The following is a 21,073-nucleotide window of genomic DNA, read 5'->3' on the forward strand; positions in this document are numbered from 1 at the left end:
TGGGGCCGCTTTGCAGCCCCAGTCATACCATTACCTGCGCAGGATGGGTCAGCCGCGGACGATCTGGTTCTTGCCTTGCCGCTTGGCTTGGTACATCGCCGCATCGGCCCGGGCATACAGGCTGTCCAGTGCCACATCTTCTTCGGTCAGCCCGGTCAGCCCCTGGCTCACCGTCACCCCGTACGTCTGCTCACCGTGGATGAAACTCAACCGCTGGATCTGCCGCTGCAAGCGTTCGGCAATCTGCTCGGCCACCTGCGTATTGCAACCGGGGAACACGGCCGCAAACTCCTCGCCGCCAATGCGCCCGAACAGGTCGCCACGGCGTAGCACGGCCTTGCCGCTGTCGGCGATGTGTTGCAGTACCTGGTCACCCTCCTGGTGGCCGTAGCTGTCGTTGATGCGTTTGAAGTCGTCGATGTCCAGCAGCAGGAAGGCCAGCGGTGTACCGTCTTCTCGGGCGCTGTCGAACGCCTGCTGGGCGCATTCGAAGAAGTGCCTGCGGTTGCTGCTCTGGGTCAGCACGTCAGTGGTGGCCAGGCGCTGCAGTTCGCCTTCAAGCTGCTTCTTATCGGTGATGTCTTCGGCGATACCGACAATGATTACCCGGTCGCCCACGTGTTGCTGGTTGATATAGCACTTGTCGCTCAGCCAGCGCAGTTGCCCGTCGGCATTCAGGATGCGGTACTCGCGGTCTTCCACAGCGCCCTTGAGCAGCACTTGGGCCAGGCTGCGCTCGGCGAACTCGAGGTCGTCAGGGTAGATACTGTCACGCCATTCGTTGTAATCGGCCAGCAACAGGCTGACCGGGCGGCCGAAGATGCGTTCGTATGCGGGGCTTACGTACAGCACCTGACGAGTTTCCCAGTCAAATGCCCAGAGCACCGCGTTGACGCTGTCCAGCAACGAACTGAACAGCTGATCGCGCTCGCTCAGGCGGGCTACCTCGCCTTGGGCGTGCAGGAGCGCAAGTAAAGTCTTGGCGGCTTCGGGAGGCGGGGTGCCGGGCAATGTCGTTGGAATATTCTTGGCCATGTGCACGAAGCGGGTCTCGACGTAAAAGCGTGCGGCCAGCATCCGGCCCGCCACGCGGGCGATGTGCCAAATTTGAGTGGAGTCGAGGTGGCTAAGTTCCGAACGGCACGCACCGAAATGGGGCGTGCCGATCAACGGCGGTCAGGCGCCGGTCGGGCGCAGGGAGTAGGTCTTGAGTTGTGCTGCGAAGTCGCGCAGGGCGTGGATGCCGCTGGTTTCGGCCTCGTGTATCCAGTCCTTCATGGCAGCCAGCATGTCGTGGCCGTTGGCGCTGGTGCGCGCCCAGATCTGCTGCAGGGCCAGGCGCTTTTCGTAAATGGTCTTCAGCGCCTGGCTATGGGCAAGCATGGACTCGATACGCACATGGTGGCGGTCTTCCAACAAGCTGGTTTCACGCGACAGCAGGCGCTTGGCGCGGCGGAAGTGGTGGCGCACCGAAGCGTCCACCCGGGCCAGCTCCTGCTTGACCAGCGGGCCGATCACCAGCTTGCGGTACTGGGCCATGATCTGGAAGCGGTTGTTGAGGATGGCCATGGCGGTGTCCATGTCCAGGCTTGCCTTGCCGGCCACCCGGTGGGCGATTGGCGCCACGCGCTGCACCTTGGCCAGGCGCAGCAGGCAGAACAGGCGTATCCACGCCCAGCCCATGTCGAACTCCCAACGCTTGACCGACAGCTTGGCCGAGTTGGGGTAGGTGTGGTGGTTGTTGTGCAGCTCTTCGCCCCCGATGACGATGCCCCAAGGCACCAGGTTGGTGGCAGCATCGCGGCATTCGAAGTTGCGATAGCCGAGGGCATGGCCCAGGCCGTTGACCACACCGGCGGCCCAGAACGGAATCCACATCATCTGTACAGCCCAGATGGTGATGCCGGCGGTACCGAACAGCAGCAGGTCGATCACCGCCATCAGCGCGATCCCACCCAGCTTGTAGCGCGAGTAGAGGTTGCGCTCGATCCAGTCATCCGGGCAGTTTTTGCCATAGATGCGCAGGGTTTCGGGGTTGCGCGCCTCTTCACGGTACAGCTCGGCACCCTTGCGCAGCACAGTGCCCAGGCCCTTGTACACCGGGCTGTGCGGGTCGTCGGGGGTTTCGCACTTGGCGTGATGCTTGCGGTGGACTGCGGTCCATTCACGGGTGTTCTGCGCCGTGGTCAGCCACAGCCAGAAGCGGAAGAAATGCTTGAGCGCGCCATTGAGCTCCAGGGCCCGGTGCGCGGAGTAGCGATGCAGGTAGACCGTGACGCTGACAATGGTCACGTGGGTCATCAGCAGAGTGATGCCGACCAGTTGCCAGGCCGACAAGTCGAGCAGGCCGTTATACCACATAGATGTAAATACCCTCGAAATGCGGGGGGAAGGGCTGATTATCCCTTGGCGGGGAAATAAAACCAGTCAACCGTTTAGATAGGAGGTCACGACATGTTTCAGCCTTTATAATGCCCACTCCTTTTTGATGGGCTTTTCCACCCGACATGTCTGTTTCCGTTCGCGACGCCTTGCGCATGGCTGCGCTGTATGTGGTGCTCTCGATCCTCTGGCTGGCGCTGGCCGAGGTGATGCTGCACGGCATGGCTGACGATCCCCTGGCACTGGCCGTGGGGCGGCAGATCAATGTGGTGCTGTGGGTGTTGTTCAGTGCCGTGCTGATCTATGTTTCGAGGGTGCGGCTGCTGAACTTCATCGGCATTGGTGCGCGCTTGCGCTGCGAGGACCGCGAGCGGCTGCGCATGGCTGCTGCAGTGTTCGACAGTACCCTCGAAGGTGTGCTGGTCACCGACCGCCAGGGCCTGATTGTGCACGTCAATCGTGCCTTCATGCGCATCACCGGGTACCAGCAGGATGAGGTGATCGGCCAGCGCCCGAGCAAGTTCAAATCGGGCCGCCACGGCCAGGCGTTCTACCAGCAGATCTTTGCCACCCTGGCCGAGCAGGGGGAGTGGAGCGGCGAAATCTGGAACCGGCGCAAAAGCGGCGAAATCTATCCGCAATGGCAGACCATCTGCGCTATCCGCGATGACGACGGTGAGCTGAGCCATTACGTGGCGGTGTTCAGTGATATCAGTGCGATCAAGCATTCGGAGCAGGAACTGGCCTACCTGGCCCACCACGATCCGCTCACCGGCCTGCCCAACCGCCTGCTGTTCACCGACCGGGTCGAGCAGGCCCTGGCGGCCGCTCAGGCCAACAAGCGCGGTTGTGCCCTGCTGCTGTTGGACCTGGACCATTTCCAGAGTATCAACGACGGCCTGGGCCACACCATCGGTGATCAGTTGCTGAAGCTGGTGGGCGAGCGCCTGGGCGAGGTGCTGGGCAATGGCGTGACCCTGGCACGCCTGGGTGGCGACGAGTTCGGTGTGCTGGCCGAGAACTGCCAGCAGGTCGGCCAGGCGGGCAAGCTGGCGCAGTGCATTATCGAACGCATGCGCGAGCCGTTCCTGTTCGAGGAAAATCGCCTGTTCATCAGTGCCAGCGTCGGTATCAGCCTGTTCCCCAGCGACGCCCTGAGCGCCGAGCAGTTGCTGCGTAATGCCGACGCGGCGTTGTACAAGGCCAAAAGCAACGGCAGGGCCTGCTATGCGCTGTACACCGAAGAGCTGACTGCTCACGCCCAACAGCGGGTCGAGACCGCCGGTGAGCTACGCCGGGCCCTGGAGCAGGATGAGCTGCGGGTGTACTTCCAGCCGGTACATGACCTGGCGACAGGCCGGCAGGTCGGGGTCGAGACACTGGTGCGCTGGCAGCACCCCCAGCGCGGCCTTGTGCCGCCGGGCGAGTTCATCCCGATTGCCGAGCGCACCGGGCTGATTGCCGAAATCGACACCTGGGTGCTGCGCCAGGCCTGCCTGCAAATGGTGCAGTGGCAGGCCGAAGGCCGGCAGTTGGCATTTGTGGCGGTGAACATCTCCAGCCGGCTGTTTGGCCAGCACGAGCTGTACCAGCAGGTTGCCGAAGTGCTGCACGACACCGGCCTGGCGCCGGCGCTGCTGGAGCTGGAAGTCACCGAGAGCGCCGTGATGGAAGACCCGGAAGTGGCGCTGGAGCAGTTGCACCGTTTGCGCGAGCTGGGCGTGACCCTGGCCATCGACGACTTTGGCACCGGGTATTCGTCGTTGCTGCGGCTCAAGCGTTTGCCGGTGCAGAAGCTGAAAATTGATCAGGGCTTCGTTGCCGGGTTGCCTCTGGATGAGGATGACATCGCGATCGTGCGGGTAATCATTGCCCTGGCACGCAGCATGGGCATGCAGGTGCATGCCGAGGGCATCGAGCAGGCGGAGCAGGCCAGCTTCCTGCTGCTGGAGCAGTGTCAGCTGGGGCAGGGGTATTGGTTCGGGCGGCCGGTGCCGGCTGCGGATCTTCGCTGGGATTGAGACCCAGGGCCCGCTTTGCGGCCCTCGTCTATCGCTTGTTCAGGCCCTTCGCCAGGCGGTCCCCACCCAGCTGGATCAACGCCACCAACGCCACCAGCATGGCAATCACGGTCAGCATGATCTGGCTGTCAAAGCGCTGGTAGCCATACCGGTAGGCAATGTCGCCCAAGCCCCCGGCACCGATCGCACCGGCCATGGCCGAGGAGTTGATCAGGGTCACCAGGGTAATGGTGAAACCCCCGACGATGCCCGGCAGCGCCTCGGGCAACAGCACGTGCCAGACGATGTGCCAACGCCGACAGCCCATGGCCTGTGCAGCTTCCACCAAACCATGGTCGACTTCGCGCAGGCTGACCTCGGCAATGCGCGCAAAAAACGGCGTGGCGGCAATGGTCAGCGGCACCACCGCCGCCCACACCCCGTAGGTGGTGCCTACCACCAGGCGGGTGAAGGGGATCAGCGCGACCATCAGGATCAGGAACGGGATCGAGCGGAACAGGTTGACGAAGGCGCCCAGCACCCGGTTCAGCAACGGTGCCTCGAAGATTCCGCCCTTGTCGCTGGTGACCAGCAGCACCGCCATGGGCACCCCCACCAGCAGGGCGATCAGCGACGACACGCCGACCATCAGCAAGGTGTCGAGCAAGCCGTCCAGCAGGCGATCAAACCACATGGCCCAGTACCTCCACGTCCTCGGCCCAGCGGCGGGCACGTTCCAGCAGTTGATGGGTGTCGTGCGGCGAATGTTGCACCGACAGGATCAGTTGCCCCAAGGCATGCTCGCCGATGGTTTCCACGCCGCCCTGCAGCAGGCGTACGCGGCCGCCCAGATCGTTGAACAAAGCAGACAGCTCGGGCTCACCGAGCAGGGTCAGTTTCAGCACTACAGCGCTGTCGCGGCTTACCGGGCTGGCCCGCAAGCTGGCTTGCAGTGCGGCAGGCAACCTGGCCTGCAACGGCGCTAGCAGGGTGCGGGTGACCTCGTGGCGTGGGGCACCGAACACCCGCCAGACTTCGCCCTGCTCGACCACTTCGCCGCGCTCCAGCACGACCACCCGGTGGCAGATATCGCGGATTACCGCCATTTCGTGGGTGATCAGCACGATGGTCAGGCCCAGCCGCTGGTTGATGTCGCGCAGCAACTCAAGGATCGAAGCGGTGGTTTCCGGGTCCAGCGCCGAGGTAGCTTCGTCGCACAGCAAAATCTCGGGGTCGTGTACCAGCGCCCGGGCAATGCCGACGCGCTGTTTCTGCCCGCCAGACAGCTGCGCCGGGTACACGTGGTGCTTTTCCTGCAAACCGACCAGCTCAAGCAAAGCGCGCACCTTGCGCTGGCGCTCGGCCTTGGCCACGCCGGCCACTTTCAACGGCAGTTCGACGTTTTGCCATACGGTCTTGGCCGACATCAGGTTGAAGTGCTGGAAGATCATGCCGATGCGCCTGCGCAGCGCCACCAGGTGGTCCTCATCGAAAGGCGCGATGTCCACCTGGTCGATCAGCACCCGGCCCTGGCTGGGTTGCTCCAGGCGGTTGATGGTACGCAGCAGTGAAGACTTGCCGGCACCGCTGCGGCCGATGATGCCGAAGATCTCGCCATGGCGGACGTTCAGGTCGATGCCTTGCAAGGCCGGTTGCGGCTGGCCAGGGTAGGTCTTGCCCAGGCCGATAAAGCGTACATGGGCTTCATTGACCTCCGGGCGCAGGGCCTGTTCCTTGACCGGTGGCGGCGATGGTTGTGGTGCAGGCGCCCTGAGCGCGTGGGCCTGGCGCATGTCAGCCTTCCCAACCGGCTTGGTAGAGCTTGCCGTGGGCTTTGTCCAATGCTGCGCGCACCACCGGAGAGTGCTGGTAGATGTCGACGAACCTGGCCAGCCGTGGGTCGTCCTTGCTTTGCGGGCGGATGACGAACTGGATCACGTATTCCTTGTTTTCCAGGCCGTCGAACAGCAATGCCGAGGTGGCATCGAAGGTGTTGGCCAGGCGGATGTAGGCCGGGTAGCCCTGCACCAGGTCGGCGTCGTCGTAGGCGCGGACCAGCTGAACCGCCTCGACCTGAAGGATTTTCAGCTTTTTCGGGTTGGCGACGATGTCGTCCTCGGTGGCCTTGTAACCAACACCTGGCTTCAGGGTGATCAGCCCGGCCTTGGCCAGCAGTTGCAGGCCACGGCCGCTGTTGATCGGGTCGTTGGCGATCGCCACGCTGGCGCCCTCAGGCAGCTCGGCAAAGCTCTTGTACTTTTTCGAGTACAGGCCAACGTTGTTGATGATGCCCGAGGCGTAAGGCACCAGGTTGAAGCCCGCAGCAGCCTTGGCGTTCTCCAGGAACGGGATGTGCTGGAAGTAGTTCACGTCGATGTCGCCGCTGTTGAGGCTGACGTTGGGCGCGATCCAGTCGCTGAATTCGATCAGCTTCACTTCCAGGCCTTGCTTGTGCGCTTCTTCCACGGCGGCTTCCAGTGGAATGGCAAAAGCCGAGGTGGTGCCGATCTTCAGCGGTTCGGCAGCCAGGACACTGGCGGACAGGCCCAGGGTGAGGGCAATGGCCGCGACGGGCCGGAACAGTTTCTCAAGCATGGTGCAGGGCTCCAGTCGGGGCAGGGGTTGGGGTAAAGCGGTAGGTCGAGCCCGGGTGGTCGGCGGGCAGGTGCGGGTGGTCGGCCTGGAACAGCTTTTCGCGCAGGGTGCCTTCGGCATAGGCGGTCTTGTAGCGGCCACGCTGTTGCAACTGCGGGATGACCAGGTCGATGAAGTCCTCGAAACTTTCCGGGGTGACGGTGCGGGTCAGGTTGAAACCGTCCAGCCCGGTTTCGTCGATCCAGGCGATCAACTGTTCGGCCACCTGTTCCGGTGAGCCGACCAGGGTTACGTAGCGGCCACCCAGGGCGTGCTGTTCAAGCAGGCGACGGCGGGTCCAGGCGCTGTTCTGCAACTGGCGCGTGGCGGACTGGATGGCATTGCCCTGGCTGAAGCCAATCGGCTCGTCCAGCCCGTAGGCCGCAAAGTCGATGCCGGTGGAGGCGGCGAAGTGCGCGACGCCGGCCTCGGGGCTTGCATGGCGCAGGTATTCGGCATGCTTGGCCTGGGCCGCTTGCTCGGTAGGGGCGACGATCACCGTGATGCCCATGAACACTTTGATCGCTTGCGGGTCGCGCCCGGCGGCCTGGGCGGCAGCGCGCACCTTGTCGACCTGGGCGCGGGTGGCGGCCTTGTCCTGGCCACTGATGAACACGCATTCGGCATGGTTGCCGGCGAACGCCAGGCCACGCTGCGAGCTGCCGGCCTGGAACAGTACCGGGGTGCGTTGCGGCGAGGGTTCGCTCAGGTGATAGCCCTCGACGTTGTAGAACTCGCCGTGGTGGCTGACCTTGCGCACCTTGTCGGGCCGGGCATAGACGCGCTGCTTGCGGTCTGCGACCACCGCGTCATCGGCCCAGCTGCCTTCCAGCAGCTTGTAAAGCACTTGCAGGTATTCGTCGGCCTGGTCGTAGCGACGGTCATGCTCGGGTTGCTGCTCAAGGCCCATGGCCCGGGCGGCGCTGTCGAGGTAGCCGGTGACGATGTTCCAGCCCACCCGGCCATTGCTCAGGTGGTCGAGGGTGGAAAGCCGCCGGGCGAACAGGTATGGCGCTTCGTAGGTGAGGTTGGCGGTAAGGCCGAATCCCAGGTGGCGGGTGACGGCAGCCATGGCCGAAACCAGCAGCAGCGGGTCGTTGACCGGCAGCTGGATCGACTCCTTGAGGGTGACGTCCAGCGACTGGCCGTAGATGTCGTAGGTGCCGACGATGTCGGCAATGAATAGCCCGTCGAACAGGCCGCGCTCCAGCAGGCGGGCCAGATCGGTCCAGTATTCCAGGGACTTGTACTGGGTCGAGGTATCCCGTGGGTGGGTCCACAGGCCGTGGTTGATGTGCCCGATGCAGTTCATGTTGAAGGCATTGAGCAGAATCTGCCTGACCATCAGATGGTCCCCCGGCGTGGCGGGTTGGTATCGTTGAGGTAGTAGTTGCCGATGGCGTGATACTTCCAGCGCACCGGGTCGTGCAGGGTGTGCACGCGGGCGTTGCGCCAGTGGCGGTCGAGGTTGTGCTCGGCCAGCGTTGCCTGGCTGCCGCCCAGTTCGAACAGGGCAGTACCGGCAGCGAGCGAAATCTCGGTGCTGATGGCACGTGCTTCGGCCACGGCAATGGAGGCGGCGGCCACGTTGTCGGCCGTGCTGTCGTCGCGGGCGCGGTCGAGGTATTCGCCGGCGCGCTCCAGCAGGGCTTCGGCGGCATGCAGACGGATCGCCAGGTGGCCGAAACTCTTCAGCGTCAGCGGGTCATCCGTAGCCTTGTCCAGGCCCGAGTCGACCCACGGGCGGCTGCGGGTGCGCACGAAGTGCAGGGCATCTTCATAAGCGGCGCGGGCGATGCCAGTGTCGATGGCAGCATGAAGGATTTGCGCCAGCGGCCCGACCGGCGTGGGGCGCTCGAACGCGCTCTGGAACGGCACCACATCGGCGGCGCTGACGTACACGTTGTCAAACACCACCGAACCGCTGCCAGTGGTGCGCTGACCGAAGCCGCTCCAGTCGTCGATCACCTGCAAGCCCTGGCTATCGGCCGGGACGAAGGCCAGCTGCTGCACGCCTTGTTCATCGACGACCGAGGTGGGAATGCGCTGGGCGTAGATGGCGCCGGTGGAATAGAACTTGCGGCCGTTGATGCGAAAGCCGTCGCCGTCACGGCTCAGGCGGGTGGTGCGATCGTTGGCGGTTTTGGTGCCCAGCTCGGCCAGCGCATTGCCTAAGCGCCGGCCGGCGAGTACTTCGGCGTACAGGCGCTGTTGCTGCTCGGGGGTGCCGTTTACCCGCAGCACCTCCAGGCCGTAGAAATGGTTTTGCGGGATTTGCCCGAGCGAGCCGTCGGCCTGGGCGATACGGGCGATGACCTTGGCCAGGGTGACGTTGGACACGCCGGCGCCGCCAAAGGCCTTGGGCACGCTGATGGCCCACAGGCCGGAGCGGGTGAACAGCTCCAGCTCGGTATGCGGCAGGCGGCGCTCGCGATCGCGCAGGGCGCTGTCGCGGCGCAGTTGCTGGGCGATGTCTTCGGCGACATTCAGGGCTTCGGTGTCGCTGGTGATGATTTTTGTAGTCATGTTGTTTCTCCGGGGCCATTGGGGCCGCGTCGCCACCCTTTCGCGGCACAAGGCCGCTCCTACAAGGGGTCGCACACGGCTTTGTAGGAGCGGCCTTGTGCCGCGAAAGGGCTGCAGGGCAGCCCCAAGGGCCTAAAAATCAGATCCAGGAATGCCGCGCAGGCAGGGTGCCGTTGAGGTGGTACGCGCCCACCGCGTGGTACTTCCAGCGCACCGGGTCGTGCAGGGTGTGCACCCGGGCATTGCGCCAGTGGCGGTCGAGGTTGAACTCGGCAAGGGTGGCGCGGCTGCCGGCCAGTTCGAACAGCTTCTCGCTGGCCTGCAGGGCAATTTCGGTGGTCAGCACCTTGGCCTCGGCCACCGCAATCGAGGCGCGTGCCGCGCTGGCTGCGTCGATGGGCGCAGCATTGACCTCGTCGAGTACCCGCGCGGCTCTGCGTAGCAGCGCTTCGGCAGCGTGCAGTTCGAGCTTCAGGCGGCCGATGTCGGCAATCACATAAGGGTCGTCACTGGCGCGGTCCACGTTGGCTTCGATCCACGGGCGGGACTTTTCCCGCACGAACGTGATCGCATCGTCGATTGCCGCTTCGGCAATGCCGGCGTCGATCGCCGCCTGGATCAGCTGCGAGGCTGCGCCCTGGATGTTGGGGATGTCACGCTGGCGCCAGTTGTCGATCACCAGCTCCGCGTCTACCGGCACCTCGTCCAGCAATACAGTGCCGCTGGCGGTGGTGCGCTGGCCAAACCCGGACCAGTCATCGACGATGCGCAGCCCCGGGCTGCCACGGCGCACGAACGCCAGGCGCTGACGACCTTCCTCGTCGAGGGCTTTTACCGCCACCCAGTGGGCGAACAGGGCACCGGTGGAATAGAACTTCTCGCCGCTGATGCGATAGCTGTCGCCGGCGCTGGTGATCCGGGCCTTGAGGGTGAGGGTGTCCTTGGTGCCGCGTTCGGGGCCGGCATTGCCGATGCGCCAGCCGTCGAGCACGCTGCGGAAGATCAGCGCCTGTTGCGCCTCGGTGGCTGTCAGGCGAATCAGTTGCAGCATGCCGAACTGGTTCTGCGGGATCTGCCCCAGGGCCGGGTCGGCGGCACTGATCAGGCGGAACACTTCGGCCACGGTTTCGAACGTCACGTCGGGGCCGCCGTGGGCCTTGGGTACGCTGATGCTGCCCAGGCCGCTGCGGGTGAACAGCTCGATCTCCGCCCACGGCAGTTTGCGTTGCTGGTCGCGGCGGGCGGCTTGCTCGCGGGCAACCTCGGCCAGTTCACGGGCCGCTTGCAGGGCTTCGGCGTCGGTGCGCAGTACCTTGGCCGGCAGCAGCAGGGGCGAGCTGTCGAGATCGCTATGGAATTGGGTATTTGGCTGGCTGGACATCAGTACCGCTCCTTGGCTGCACTCAATGCCCTGGCGATACGCACTGGGGTGATTGTGATCCTGACCATTCCTGACCTCACAAAAAAGTTGTGTCGCTACAGCTGGTCGCGACAAATGTGTGCTGGTCCGGTGGTCCGGTTTATATACCCTAATGCTTTATAAAAAGTTTATGAACTAACTCTTTGGAATATGTATAGAAGGAGGGATTTGTTACAGATGTGCCGGCCCTTTCGCGGGCGTGCCCGCGAAGAGGCCGGAACAGGTTTACTCGGAGGCGGCAGTGCCGAGGAACTTGCGCAGGAACTGGCGGGTACGCTCTTCCTTCGGCGCCGCAAACAGTGCCTTGGCCTCGCCCTGTTCCACGATCACGCCCTTGTCGAAGAAGATCACCCGGTTCGCTACGTCCCGGGCAAAGCTCATCTCGTGGGTGACAATGATCATGGTGCGTTTCTCCTCGGCCAGGCCGCGGATGGTCGCCAGCACTTCACCCACCAGCTCCGGGTCCAGTGCCGAGGTGGGTTCGTCGAACAGGATCACCTCCGGCTCCATGGCCAGGGCGCGGGCGATGGCCACCCGTTGCTGCTGCCCGCCCGACAGGCGCCGTGGGTAGGCGTCTTCCTTGCCTGCCAGACCGACCTTGGCCAGCAGGCGCCGGCCCAGTTCGATGGCTTGCTCGCGGGGCGTCTTCTTGACGATCACCGGCCCCTCGATCACGTTCTCCAGGGCGGTACGGTGGGGGAACAGGTTGAAGTTCTGGAATACGAACCCGGCCTGCTGGCGCAGGCGGCGTATCGCACTTTGCTGGCCACCCAGCGGGCGGTTGGCATCGATGCTGATGGCGCCTATCTTGATCTGCCCGGCGTCGGGGGTTTCCAGCAGGTTCAGGCAGCGCAGGAAGGTGGTCTTGCCCGAGCCGCTGGGGCCGATGATGGCCACCACTTCGCCGGGCTGCACGGTCAGGTCGATGCCGTTGAGCACGGTCTGGCCCTTGAACTGCTTGGTCAGGCCTTTGACTTCAATCATGCTCATTGCTCCTGGTCATGCTGGTTGACCCGCGCTTCCATGCGGTTCTGGAAGTGCGCGAGGATGCTGCACAGCACCCAGTAGATGACCGCGACCGCCACGTACATGGTGAACACTTCGAAGGTGCGTGCGGTAATCAGCTGCGCCTGGCGGAACAGCTCTGGCACCTGGATGGTCGCGGCCAGCGCAGTGTCCTTGACCAGTGAAATGAAGCTGTTGCCCAGCGGGGGCAGGGCGGTACGCAAGGCTTGTGGCAGGATCGCCCGGCGCATGGCCTGGACGCGGGTCATGCCGATACTGGCGGCGGCTTCCCACTGGCCACGGTCGATCGAGGAGATTGCAGCGCGCAGGATCTCGCAAATGTAGGCCGCCATGTTCAGCGACAGGCCGATCAGCGAAGCCGGGATGGGATCGAGTTCGATGCCGATCTGCGGCATGCCGAAATAGATCACGAACAACTGCACCAGCAGCGGCGTGCCGCGGAAGAACGACACGTAGATCCGCGCCAGCCAGTTCAGCGGCAAGAGCTTCGACAGCCGCATCAGCGCCAGGGCAAAGCCCAGCAGCAGGCCGAAGAACATGCCGCCGACACTGAGCAGCACTGTATAACCCGCGCCCTTCAGCAGGAAGGGCGCGGAGTCGACAACGAGTTGCAGGCTTTCAGCAATCATTTGGTGACATCGGCACCGAAGTATTTTTCGGACAGCTTGGCCAGCGTGCCGTCAGCCTTTAGCTTGTCGATGGCCTTGTTGATGGCCGCCAGCAGTTCAGGCTCGCCCTTACGCAGCGCCACGCCGCTTTCCAGGCGCGAGAAGGCATCGCCGGCCAGTTCGGTGTCTTTGGCTTTTTGCGCGTATTCCAGCGCGGCCAGGCGGTCGATCAGGATGGCATCGATACGGCCGTTGCGCAGGTCGGCGAACTTGCTCGGGTCGTCTTCATAGGTGCGCACTTCGGCTTTCGGGACGTCTTGCTTGACCCACTGTTCGTAGTTGGTGCCCAGGCCCACGCCGACTTTTTTGCCGGCCAGGTCTTGCGCGGTCTTGATGTTCAGGTCCGCGGCTTTCTTCTTCAGGATCAGGGCCTGGATGCCCGAAACGGTATAGGGCTCAGAGAAATCGTATTTCTTCTTGCGCTCCTCGGAGATGGTCACCTGATTGACCACCACGTCCAGGCGCTTGGATTCCAGCGCGGCAAGGATGCCATCCCACTTGGTCGGCTGGATCTTGGCCTTGACCCCCAGCTCCTTGGCCAGCAGTTCCGAAAGCTCCACTTCGAAGCCCGCCAGCTTGCCGTTCTCGTCCTGGAAGCTGAACGGTGGGTAGGTGCCTTCGAGGCCGACGTTGATCACGCCTTTTTCCTGGATGGTCTTCAACTGCTCGCCGGCGAACGCCTGGCTGAGCAGGCCAGCACCCAGCAGGATGGCCAGGCTGGCGTTGAGTAGCGGTTTGGCGAATTTCGACATGTCAGAGCCCCGCGCTTGTTGTGTAAGTAGTGAGGTGGCGACTATAGGGTTGGCTTTTTAGGCCAGGAAATACTAAAAAATTATTTTGTTATTCCCTTTTTGGTTTGTGCCAGGTGCTGGCTGCTTTGAGGGTAGGCGAGGATGCTCGCTACGTCATCGCGGCTTATGCCTGACTTAGCGCAGGATGGAATAAAGCGTTGTTTTTTCCAAGGGACGGATTTGCCGTAGAGTGGATCGCATGTAGGCAGGCCCGGCCCTTTCGCGGGCACGCCCGCTCCCACAGGTACAGCACAGGGCTCAATAGCGGTGCTGTACCTGTGGGAGCGGGCGTGCCCGCGAAAGGGCCGGGCCTGGCGAAAAACCAGATGGCCTATACGGCAGGAGAAAACCGTGAGCGAACAACCTTCATCCGCGCACTGGCAGTTGCACAACATCGTTAGCGGCCTGCGCGGCGCCCGTGAGCAGTGGCGCACCCGCAATGGCCGTAGCATTGGCGAACAGGGCGGGCGTGAGCTGCCGTCGCGCGAAGCAATGCGGCAGATTCTGGAGCAACTGTGCGGCGCGTTGTTCCCCATGCGCCTTGGGCCTGTGGACCTGCGCGAAGAGAGCGAAGACTTCTACGTTGGCCATACCCTGGATGCCGCGCTGACTGCATTGCTGACCCAGGCGCGCCTGGAGTTGCGCTACGCCGCCCGGCAAAGCAAGGCTGAGCTGGCCAGCGTCGATGCCCAGGCATTGAGCCTCATCCAGGGCTTTGCCGCCGCGCTGCCGGAGTTGCGGGTGCTGCTCGACACCGACGTGCTGGCCGCCTACCACGGCGACCCCGCCGCGCGCAGCGTCGATGAAGTGCTGCTGTGCTACCCGGGTATCCTGGCGATCATCCACCACCGCCTGGCGCACCACCTGTACCGGGCCGGCCTGCCACTGCTGGCACGGATCAGTTCGGAGCTGGCGCATTCGGCCACCGGTATCGATATTCACCCGGGCGCACAGATCGGCCCGAGCTTCTTCATCGACCACGGTACCGGGGTGGTCATTGGTGAAACCGCGATCATCGGCGAGCGCGTGCGTATCTACCAGGCGGTGACCCTGGGCGCCAAACGCTTCCCCAGCGATGAGTCCGGCACCCTGCACAAAGGCCTGCCGCGCCATCCGATTGTCGAGGACGATGTGGTGATCTACGCCGGGGCCACGGTGCTGGGGCGTATTACCATCGGCAAGGGTTCGACCATTGGCGGTAACGTGTGGCTGACCCGCAGTGTGCCTGCTGAAAGCAACATCACCCAGGCCAACCTGCAGCTGGATTGCCAGGACAAGAATTGATCTAGCATTTGCTTAGCCTGTACCGGCCCTTTCGCGGGTAAACCCGCTCCCACAGGTACCCCACAAAGACTGAGGCTTGTGCAGTACCTGTGGGAGCGGGTTTACCCGCGAAAGGGCCGGTACAGGACAACACCAATCAGCGCCCCAATTCGCATTGAAAACCGATCCATGTTTAACTTGAACGCTTGTTCAATGAAAAACGCTGGTCCGCTGCCGGTGTTCAACAGGAGGATTCCTTTGCTGAACCCGTTCATTTCGAACCTCACGTCATTCGACGAGGTGCACGCCCGATGAGTGCACCGAACACTTCCGCTGCCAATGGCAAAATCCGCATGAACCCCCCGGTGTTCTACTTTGCGGCAAGTTTTATCCTCATCTTTGGCCTGGTGGTCATCTCCAACCCGCAAGCCGCAGGCGACTGGCTGCTGGCGGCGCAGAACTGGGCGGCCAATACGGTCGGCTGGTATTACATGTTGGCCATGACGCTGTACCTGGTCTTCGTGGTGGTCACCGCCTTGTCCGGCTATGGCAAGATCAAGCTCGGTGCCGACCACGACGAACCCGAGTTCAGTTACCTCTCATGGGCCGGCATGCTGTTCGCCGCCGGTATCAGCATTACCCTGTTCTTCTTCTGTGTCTCCGAGCCGCTGACGCACATGTTGCAGCCGCCCCAGGGCGAAGCGGGCACGGCCGAGGCCGGGCGCCAGGCGATGCAGATCCTGTTTCTGCACTGGGGCCTGCATGGCTGGGGCGTATTCGCCTTCGTCGGCATGGCGCTGGCCTACTTCGCCTACCGCCACAACCTGCCGCTGGCATTACGTTCGGCGCTGTACCCGCTGATTGGCAAGCGCATCAACGGGCCGATCGGCTACGCAGTGGATGGCTTCGGCATCATCGCCACGGTGTTCGGCCTGGGTGCCGACATGGGCTTTGGCGTGCTGCATTTGAACGCCGGTCTGGACTACCTGTTCGGCATCAGCCACAGCCAGTGGGTGCAGGTGATCCTCATCACCCTGATGATGGGCGCGGCGGTGGCCGTGGCCGTCGCCGGGGTAGAGAAGGGGGTGCGGGTGATGAGCGACATCAACCTGTTCCTCGCCTGCGCGCTGCTGTTGTTCGTATTGTTTGCCGGGCCTACACAGCACCTGTTCAACACGCTGATCCAGAACCTTGGCGATTACCTGGGCGCGTTGCCACGCAAAAGCTTCGACGTGTATGCCTACGGTGAAAACCGCGACTGGCTGGGCGGCTGGACGGTGTTCTACTGGGCCTGGTGGATTGCCTGGGCACCGTTCGTGGGCCTGTTCATCGCGCGCATTTCCCGCGGCCGCACCATTCGCGAGTTTGTCTTCGGCGTGCTGCTGATTCCGCTGGGCTTTACCCTGGCGTGGATGTCGATCTTCGGTAACAGCGCTCTGGACCAGGTCATCAATCACGGCATGACCGCGCTGGGCCAGTCGGCACTGGATAACCCGTCGATGAGCCTTTACCTGCTGCTGGAAACCTACCCGTGGAGCAAGGCGGTGATCGCCACCACGGTGTTCATCAGCTTCGTGTTCTTCGTGACGTCGGCCGACTCAGGCACCGTGGTGCTGTCGACCTTGTCGGCCAAGGGTGGCGATGCAGATGAGGACGGCCCGAACTGGCTGCGTATCTTCTGGGGCGCCATGACTGCACTGATTACCAGCGCACTGCTGTTCGCGGGCAGCATCGATTCGCTGAAGTCGGCGGTGGTACTGACCTCGTTGCCGTTCTCGCTGATCCTGCTGTGCATGATGTGGGGGCTGCACAAGGCGTTCTACCTGGAGTCGCAACGGCAGATCGCGCAGATGCACTCGCTGGCCCCGTTCGCCCAGTCACGTCGCGGCCGTGGCGGCTGGCGCCAGCGCCTGAGCCAGGCGGTGCACTTCCCGTCGCGTGATGAGGTGTACCGCTTCATGGACGACGTGGTGCGCCCGGCGATTGCCGATGTGCGTGAAGTGTTCGAGCAGAAGGGCCTGGTGCTGATCACCCAGGATGACCCGAGCCATGACAACGTCAGCCTGAAAATTGGCCATGGCGAGGAGCAGCCGTTCATTTACCAGGTGCAGATGCGTGGCTATTTCACGCCATCGTTCGCCCTGGGTGGGTTGGGTGCGCAGGAGTTGAAGAACCGCCGCTATTACCGTGCGGAGGTGCACTTGAGCGAAGGCAGCCAGAATTATGACCTGGTGGGCTACAGCAAGGAGCAGATCATCAACGACATCCTCGACCAGTACGAGCGGCACATGCAGTACCTGCATCTGGTCCGTTAGATCGCCGGGGCCGCTTTGCGGCCCATTCGCAGCACAAGGCTGCTCCTACAAGGGTACGCGATCCCTTGCAGGAGCAGCCTTGTGTTGCGAATGGAGGCCAAAGGCCTCCCAAAATCTGTCAGAAAGGTGCATCCCCCAGGATGGTCGCCCGGTGCATCACCCGCCGGTTCGGCCGGTAATCATCCACCGCAAAATGCTGGGTCACGCGGTTGTCCCAGAACGCTACATCATTTTCCTGCCAACGCCAGCGAATGCTGAACTCCGGTCGCGTCGCATGGGCGAACAGCAGCCTCAGCAGCGCATCGCTCTCCAGTTCGCTCAGTTCATTGATGCGTGTAGTGAACCCTTCATTGACGAACAACGCCTGGCGCCCGCTCACCGGATGTGTGCGCACCACCGGGTGCGACAGCGGGGGGTTGTTACGCCGTGTGGCCTCCCAGCGCGCCAGGTCTTCCGGCGTGGTGCCAAAGCGCTCCAGCGGAAACGACTTGGTGAAGTCGTGGGTGGCGGTCAGCCCATCAAGCATTTCACGCAGCGGCGCCGACAAGGCTTCGAAGGCCGCAATGCCGCTGGCCCACAGGGTATCGCCACCGTAAGCGGGCAGCTGCTTGGCGCTGAGCACCGCGCCCAGTGCCGGGGTCGGCAAAAAGGTCACGTCGGTGTGCCACACGGCGTTGTCGCGTACATCGGTGACTGCCGTGTCGAGCACCAGCACCTGCGGGGTTTCCGGCACGTTGGGGTAGATCGGGTGAATGTGCAGGTCGCCGAAGCGGGCGGCAAAGCGCGCCTGCTGCTCCGGGTTGATCGGCTGGTCGCGGAAGAACAGCACCTGATGCTTGAGCAGCGCCTGCTCGATGGCGTCGCGCTCTTCTGCAGTGATATCGCGGCTGATGTCCACGCCGCTGATCTGGGCACCGAGGGCCGGGCTGAGAGGGGTAACGGTCAGGCTCATGTTTTTTCTCGTTCTAGGCGCCGGGTTGCCGGCGTGGTCAGTCGGCAATCAGTGGCTCTGCCCGTGCCAGGGCACCAGTTTGCGTTGCAGGGCCCGCAGGCTCATTTCCAGGGCGAAGGCGATCAGGGCGATCAGCAAAATGCCCAGCACCACCACATCGGTGACCAGGAACTGCGCCGCCGACTGGACCATGAAGCCCAGGCCGCTGGTGGCGGCAATCAGCTCGGCGGCTACCAGTGTCGACCAGCCGACCCCCAGGCCGATGCGGATGCCGGTGAGGATGTCGGGCAGCGCACTGGGCAGGATCACATGGCGGATCAGTTGGGCCTTGGTCGCGCCCAGCGACTGCGCCGCCCGCAGCTTGGCCGGGTCGACCGTGCGCACACCGGTGGCGGTGGCAATGGCGATCGGGGCGAAGATCGCCAGGTAGATCAGCAGCACCTTCGACAGCTCGCCGATACCGCACCAGATGACGATCAACGGCAGGTAGGCCAGCGGCGGGATGGGCCGGTAGAACTCGATCAGCGGGTCGAGGATGCCACGGGCCACGCGGTTGTAGCCGATGGCGATGCCGACCGGGATCGCGGTAAGGGTCGCCGCCACCAGCGCCAGGCCGATACGGCCCAGGCTTGCGCCCAGGTGCTGCCACAGGCTGGCGTCCATGTAGCCTTGGGTCAGCAGGGTCCACGCCCTGGCCAGGATGTCGCCGGGCGAGGGCAGGAACAGGGGCTCGATCCAGCCGGCGGCCGTCACCAGCCACCAGACCAGCAGCAGGCTGGCCAAGGTCAGGGTGCTGATCCAGCGAGTGGACAGTGGTCGGCGCAGCTTGGCGGCGGGCCGGGTTTGTGCGGTGTGTTTGCCGGCGACCGGCAGGTCCAGGCTGCTCATGCGCGCTCCTGCAGGCTTTGGCGTTGGGAGAACACCCGCGCCAGTACATGCTCGCGGGTTTCGATAAAGGCGGGGTCGGACTTGATGGCCCGGGCCGATTCGCCAGCGGCATAGCGCTGGCCGAAGTCCAGTTGCAGGCGTTCCACCACGCGCCCCGGGTTGGGCGCCAGCAGTACCAGCTCGCTGGCGAGGAACACCGCTTCTTCGATGTCGTGGGTAATCAGGAACACCGGCTTGGCGGTGCGCTGCCACACCTGAAGCAGCAGTTCCTGCATCTGCTCGCGGGTGAACGCGTCGAGGGCGCCGAACGGTTCATCCATCAGCAATACCCGTGGGTCGGCCGCCAGCGCGCGGGCCAGGCCAACGCGCTGTTTCTGCCCACCGGACAATTGCCAGATGCGCCGCTCACCGAAGCCATCAAGGTCGACGAGGGCGAGCATTTCCCGGGCCTTGGCCTCACGCTGGGCGCGGGGCACGCCGGCCAGTTCGAGGCCGAAGGCGACATTGCCCAGCACGCTCTGCCATGGCAGCAGGGCATCATCCTGGAACACCACGCCGCGCTCGGCACCAGGGCCTTGCACCGGTACGCCGTCGAGGGTGATGCGCCCGCCGCTGGGGGCGACAAAGCCGGCGATCAGGTTGAGCAGTGAGGTCTTGCCGCTGCCGGAAGGCCCCAGGGCCACCAGCAGCTGGCGTGGCCCCAGGCTCAGGTTGATGTCGGCCAGCACCGGGGTGCTGGCGCCAGGGTACTGTGCGCTGATGCGCTCCAGCTCGAGCAAGGCCATGACGGGCTCCGGATCAGTTTGGAAGGAACTTGGCGCTGACGTACGGCGAGTAGTCCGGCAGTACGGCGTCGACCTTGCCTTGCTGCTTGAGGAAGTTGGCCGTGTCGGTCAGTGCCTGGGTGGTCGGCGCGCCCAGGGCGTTGGCCTGGTCTGCGGCCAGTGGGTAGACGTTGCCCTCCAGCAGCACCGGGATGTCGCTGGCCTTGGCGCCGGACAGCTTCACCAGCTTGTCTACGTTGCCCTTGTCGGCCAGCCAGGCTTTCGGGTCCTTGCGGTAGTCGGCGTAGGCATCGAGGGTGACTTTGGCAAACGCCTTGACCACCTCGGGGTGCTTCTCGGCGAAGTCTTTGCGCACAATCCAGGCATCGAAAGTAGGTGCGCCTTTCTGGGCCAGTTCGCCAGAGGTGATCAGCACCTTGCCATTTTCCTTGGCCACGCCCAAGGCTGGGTCCCAGACGTAGGTGGCGTCGATGTCACCACGTTTCCAGGCGGCAATGATGGCCGGCGGCGCCAGGTTGAGGATCTGGACCTTGGAGGGGTCGATGTTCCAGCTTTTCAGGGCGGCCAGCAGGCTGTAGTGGCCGGTGGAAACGAACGGCACGGCGACCTTCTTGCCGATCAGGTCTTGTGGCGTCTTGATGCTGTCGCGGGCGACCAAGGCTTCACCGGCACCAATCTGGGTGGCGATGAGGAAGGTTTCGACCGGCAGTTTGCGGGTGGCGGCAGCGGCCAGCGGGCTGGAGCCCAGGTAGCCGATCTGCACGTCGCCGCTGGCCACCGCAGTGATCACGTCTGCGCCGTTATCGAATTTGCGCCAGTCGATGTTGGCCTTGCTGGCTTTTTCGTAGTCGCCATCGACCTGGGCCACTTTGGCCGGGTCGACGGTGGTCTGATAGGCCACGGTCAGGTCGGCGGCCTGGGCAAACCAGCTGGTGCTGGCGAGGGTCAGGGCAGCGAACAGGCGCAGCGGAGCGTGCGGGATCATGGTGGACCTCTCGTCAGGCAATCAGGGTGTTGGATGGCGAGAAGACTAAATGATCTAAGAATTTCTAAATAAATAACTTTTTTGCATTAGCTTAGGAGCCAAATGCTTTAAGCCCAGGGGAGTGCGGTCTTTGTGGGAGCGGCCTTGTGTCGCGATGGGCCGCAATGCGGCCCCGGCATTTTACGCGGCGAAGCTGAAGTCCTGGGGCCGCTTCGCGCCCCATCGTGACACAAGGCCGCTCCCACAAAGACCGTAAAAGGCCGCCGCTTCTGTGGGGCAACCTGCCCAGTGGCGAAATCAGAGCGGGCTGCTAGGCTTTGTCGTCCCTATAGAACGATACGGTATTAGGTTATGAGCAAACGTTTGCAAATAACTTATGGTTATCAATGGCGAGGCTGCTACAACGTTTGGCAGTAAAGGTTCCAACCATATTCCGTA

General features: G+C 63.5%; 18 protein-coding genes. 3 read left to right on the forward strand and 15 right to left on the reverse strand.

What is annotated here, in order from left to right; genetic code table 11:
- Positions 1 to 48: 48 nt before the first annotated feature.
- Together CKW35_RS18715 and desA are read right to left on the reverse strand one after the other, a co-directional pair.
- Positions 49 to 1,077 (reverse strand): sensor domain-containing diguanylate cyclase, encoded by a 1,029-nt coding sequence (locus tag CKW35_RS18715; RefSeq protein WP_060518097.1) that lies wholly within the window; start codon positions 1,075 to 1,077, stop codon positions 49 to 51.
- Positions 1,078 to 1,176: 99 nt separating this feature from the next.
- Positions 1,177 to 2,361, reverse strand: coding sequence for a delta-9 fatty acid desaturase DesA (gene desA / locus CKW35_RS18720; protein WP_016484379.1), 1,185 nt, complete (start codon positions 2,359 to 2,361; stop codon positions 1,177 to 1,179).
- 146 nt (positions 2,362 to 2,507) lie between these two features.
- On the opposite strand from desA, the gene dibA reads away from it, so the two are divergent.
- Positions 2,508 to 4,403, forward strand: coding sequence for a phosphodiesterase DibA (gene dibA, locus CKW35_RS18725; RefSeq protein WP_016484380.1), 1,896 nt, complete (start codon positions 2,508 to 2,510; stop codon positions 4,401 to 4,403).
- 28 nt (positions 4,404 to 4,431) lie between these two features.
- Here dibA and CKW35_RS18730 read toward each other — a convergent pair whose 3' ends face one another.
- From CKW35_RS18730 to tcyJ, 9 genes are all read right to left on the reverse strand, one after another.
- Positions 4,432 to 5,076, reverse strand: coding sequence for a methionine ABC transporter permease (locus tag CKW35_RS18730; RefSeq protein ID WP_023048205.1), 645 nt, complete (start codon positions 5,074 to 5,076; stop codon positions 4,432 to 4,434).
- Entirely contained in the window at positions 5,066 to 6,175 is a 1,110-nt protein-coding gene (locus CKW35_RS18735; RefSeq protein ID WP_095116593.1) for a methionine ABC transporter ATP-binding protein, read from the reverse strand. Before CKW35_RS18735 ends, CKW35_RS18730 begins: the two co-directional genes overlap by 11 nt.
- 1 nt (position 6,176) lies before the next feature.
- Positions 6,177 to 6,977: a MetQ/NlpA family ABC transporter substrate-binding protein gene (locus CKW35_RS18740; RefSeq protein ID WP_016484382.1), complete on the reverse strand. Its 801-nt coding sequence runs from the start codon at positions 6,975 to 6,977 to the stop codon at positions 6,177 to 6,179.
- Positions 6,970 to 8,361: an LLM class flavin-dependent oxidoreductase gene (locus CKW35_RS18745; RefSeq protein WP_095116595.1), complete on the reverse strand. Its 1,392-nt coding sequence runs from the start codon at positions 8,359 to 8,361 to the stop codon at positions 6,970 to 6,972. The genes CKW35_RS18740 and CKW35_RS18745 overlap by 8 nt, the downstream gene beginning before the upstream one ends.
- Positions 8,361 to 9,542: an SfnB family sulfur acquisition oxidoreductase gene (locus CKW35_RS18750; RefSeq protein WP_095116597.1), complete on the reverse strand. Its 1,182-nt coding sequence runs from the start codon at positions 9,540 to 9,542 to the stop codon at positions 8,361 to 8,363. Before CKW35_RS18750 ends, CKW35_RS18745 begins: the two co-directional genes overlap by 1 nt.
- Before the next feature lie 139 nt (positions 9,543 to 9,681).
- Positions 9,682 to 10,923 carry an SfnB family sulfur acquisition oxidoreductase gene (locus CKW35_RS18755; protein ID WP_095116599.1) on the reverse strand — a complete coding sequence of 414 codons (1,242 nt, stop codon included), beginning with the start codon at positions 10,921 to 10,923 and terminating at the stop codon, positions 9,682 to 9,684.
- Positions 10,924 to 11,187: 264 nt separating this feature from the next.
- A complete protein-coding gene (gene tcyN / locus CKW35_RS18765; RefSeq protein WP_016484386.1) occupies positions 11,188 to 11,946 on the reverse strand; it encodes an L-cystine ABC transporter ATP-binding protein TcyN in 759 nt (252 codons plus the stop codon).
- A 2-nt stretch (positions 11,947 to 11,948) separates the two neighbouring features.
- Positions 11,949 to 12,617: a cystine ABC transporter permease gene (tcyL, locus tag CKW35_RS18770; protein WP_016484387.1), complete on the reverse strand. Its 669-nt coding sequence runs from the start codon at positions 12,615 to 12,617 to the stop codon at positions 11,949 to 11,951.
- Positions 12,614 to 13,408: a cystine ABC transporter substrate-binding protein gene (tcyJ, locus tag CKW35_RS18775; RefSeq protein ID WP_095116601.1), complete on the reverse strand. Its 795-nt coding sequence runs from the start codon at positions 13,406 to 13,408 to the stop codon at positions 12,614 to 12,616. Before tcyJ ends, tcyL begins: the two co-directional genes overlap by 4 nt.
- A gap of 390 nt (positions 13,409 to 13,798) precedes the next feature.
- Here tcyJ and epsC point away from each other — a divergent pair, with 390 nt between their 5' ends.
- Together epsC and betT are read left to right on the forward strand one after the other, a co-directional pair.
- A complete protein-coding gene (epsC, locus tag CKW35_RS18785) occupies positions 13,799 to 14,731 on the forward strand; it encodes a serine O-acetyltransferase EpsC (protein WP_016484389.1) in 933 nt (310 codons plus the stop codon).
- Between the two features lie 290 nt (positions 14,732 to 15,021).
- Complete coding sequence (gene betT, locus CKW35_RS18790; RefSeq protein WP_023047206.1) at positions 15,022 to 17,025, forward strand: choline transporter BetT; 2,004 nt, start codon at positions 15,022 to 15,024, stop codon at positions 17,023 to 17,025.
- 118 nt (positions 17,026 to 17,143) lie between these two features.
- On the opposite strand, the gene tauD is transcribed toward betT, so the two are convergent.
- From tauD to tauA, 4 genes are read right to left on the reverse strand one after another with little or no spacing between them, the layout of a single operon-like run.
- Positions 17,144 to 17,977: a taurine dioxygenase gene (tauD, locus tag CKW35_RS18795; RefSeq protein ID WP_016484392.1), complete on the reverse strand. Its 834-nt coding sequence runs from the start codon at positions 17,975 to 17,977 to the stop codon at positions 17,144 to 17,146.
- Positions 17,978 to 18,025: 48 nt separating this feature from the next.
- The gene (tauC, locus tag CKW35_RS18800; protein WP_060518078.1) at positions 18,026 to 18,865 is read right to left on the reverse strand and encodes a taurine ABC transporter permease TauC; all 840 of its coding nucleotides are present in this window, start codon (positions 18,863 to 18,865) and stop codon (positions 18,026 to 18,028) included.
- Positions 18,862 to 19,650, reverse strand: coding sequence for a taurine ABC transporter ATP-binding subunit (tauB, locus tag CKW35_RS18805; protein WP_016484394.1), 789 nt, complete (start codon positions 19,648 to 19,650; stop codon positions 18,862 to 18,864). Before tauB ends, tauC begins: the two co-directional genes overlap by 4 nt.
- A 13-nt stretch (positions 19,651 to 19,663) precedes the next feature.
- The gene (gene tauA / locus CKW35_RS18810; RefSeq protein WP_095116603.1) at positions 19,664 to 20,635 is read right to left on the reverse strand and encodes a taurine ABC transporter substrate-binding protein; all 972 of its coding nucleotides are present in this window, start codon (positions 20,633 to 20,635) and stop codon (positions 19,664 to 19,666) included.
- Positions 20,636 to 21,073: the final 438 nt, after the last annotated feature.

Origin of the sequence: Pseudomonas sp. Irchel 3F3, from assembly GCF_900187545.1 — a bacterium.
GTDB classification, from domain to species: Bacteria; Pseudomonadota; Gammaproteobacteria; order Pseudomonadales; family Pseudomonadaceae; genus Aquipseudomonas; species Aquipseudomonas fortuita.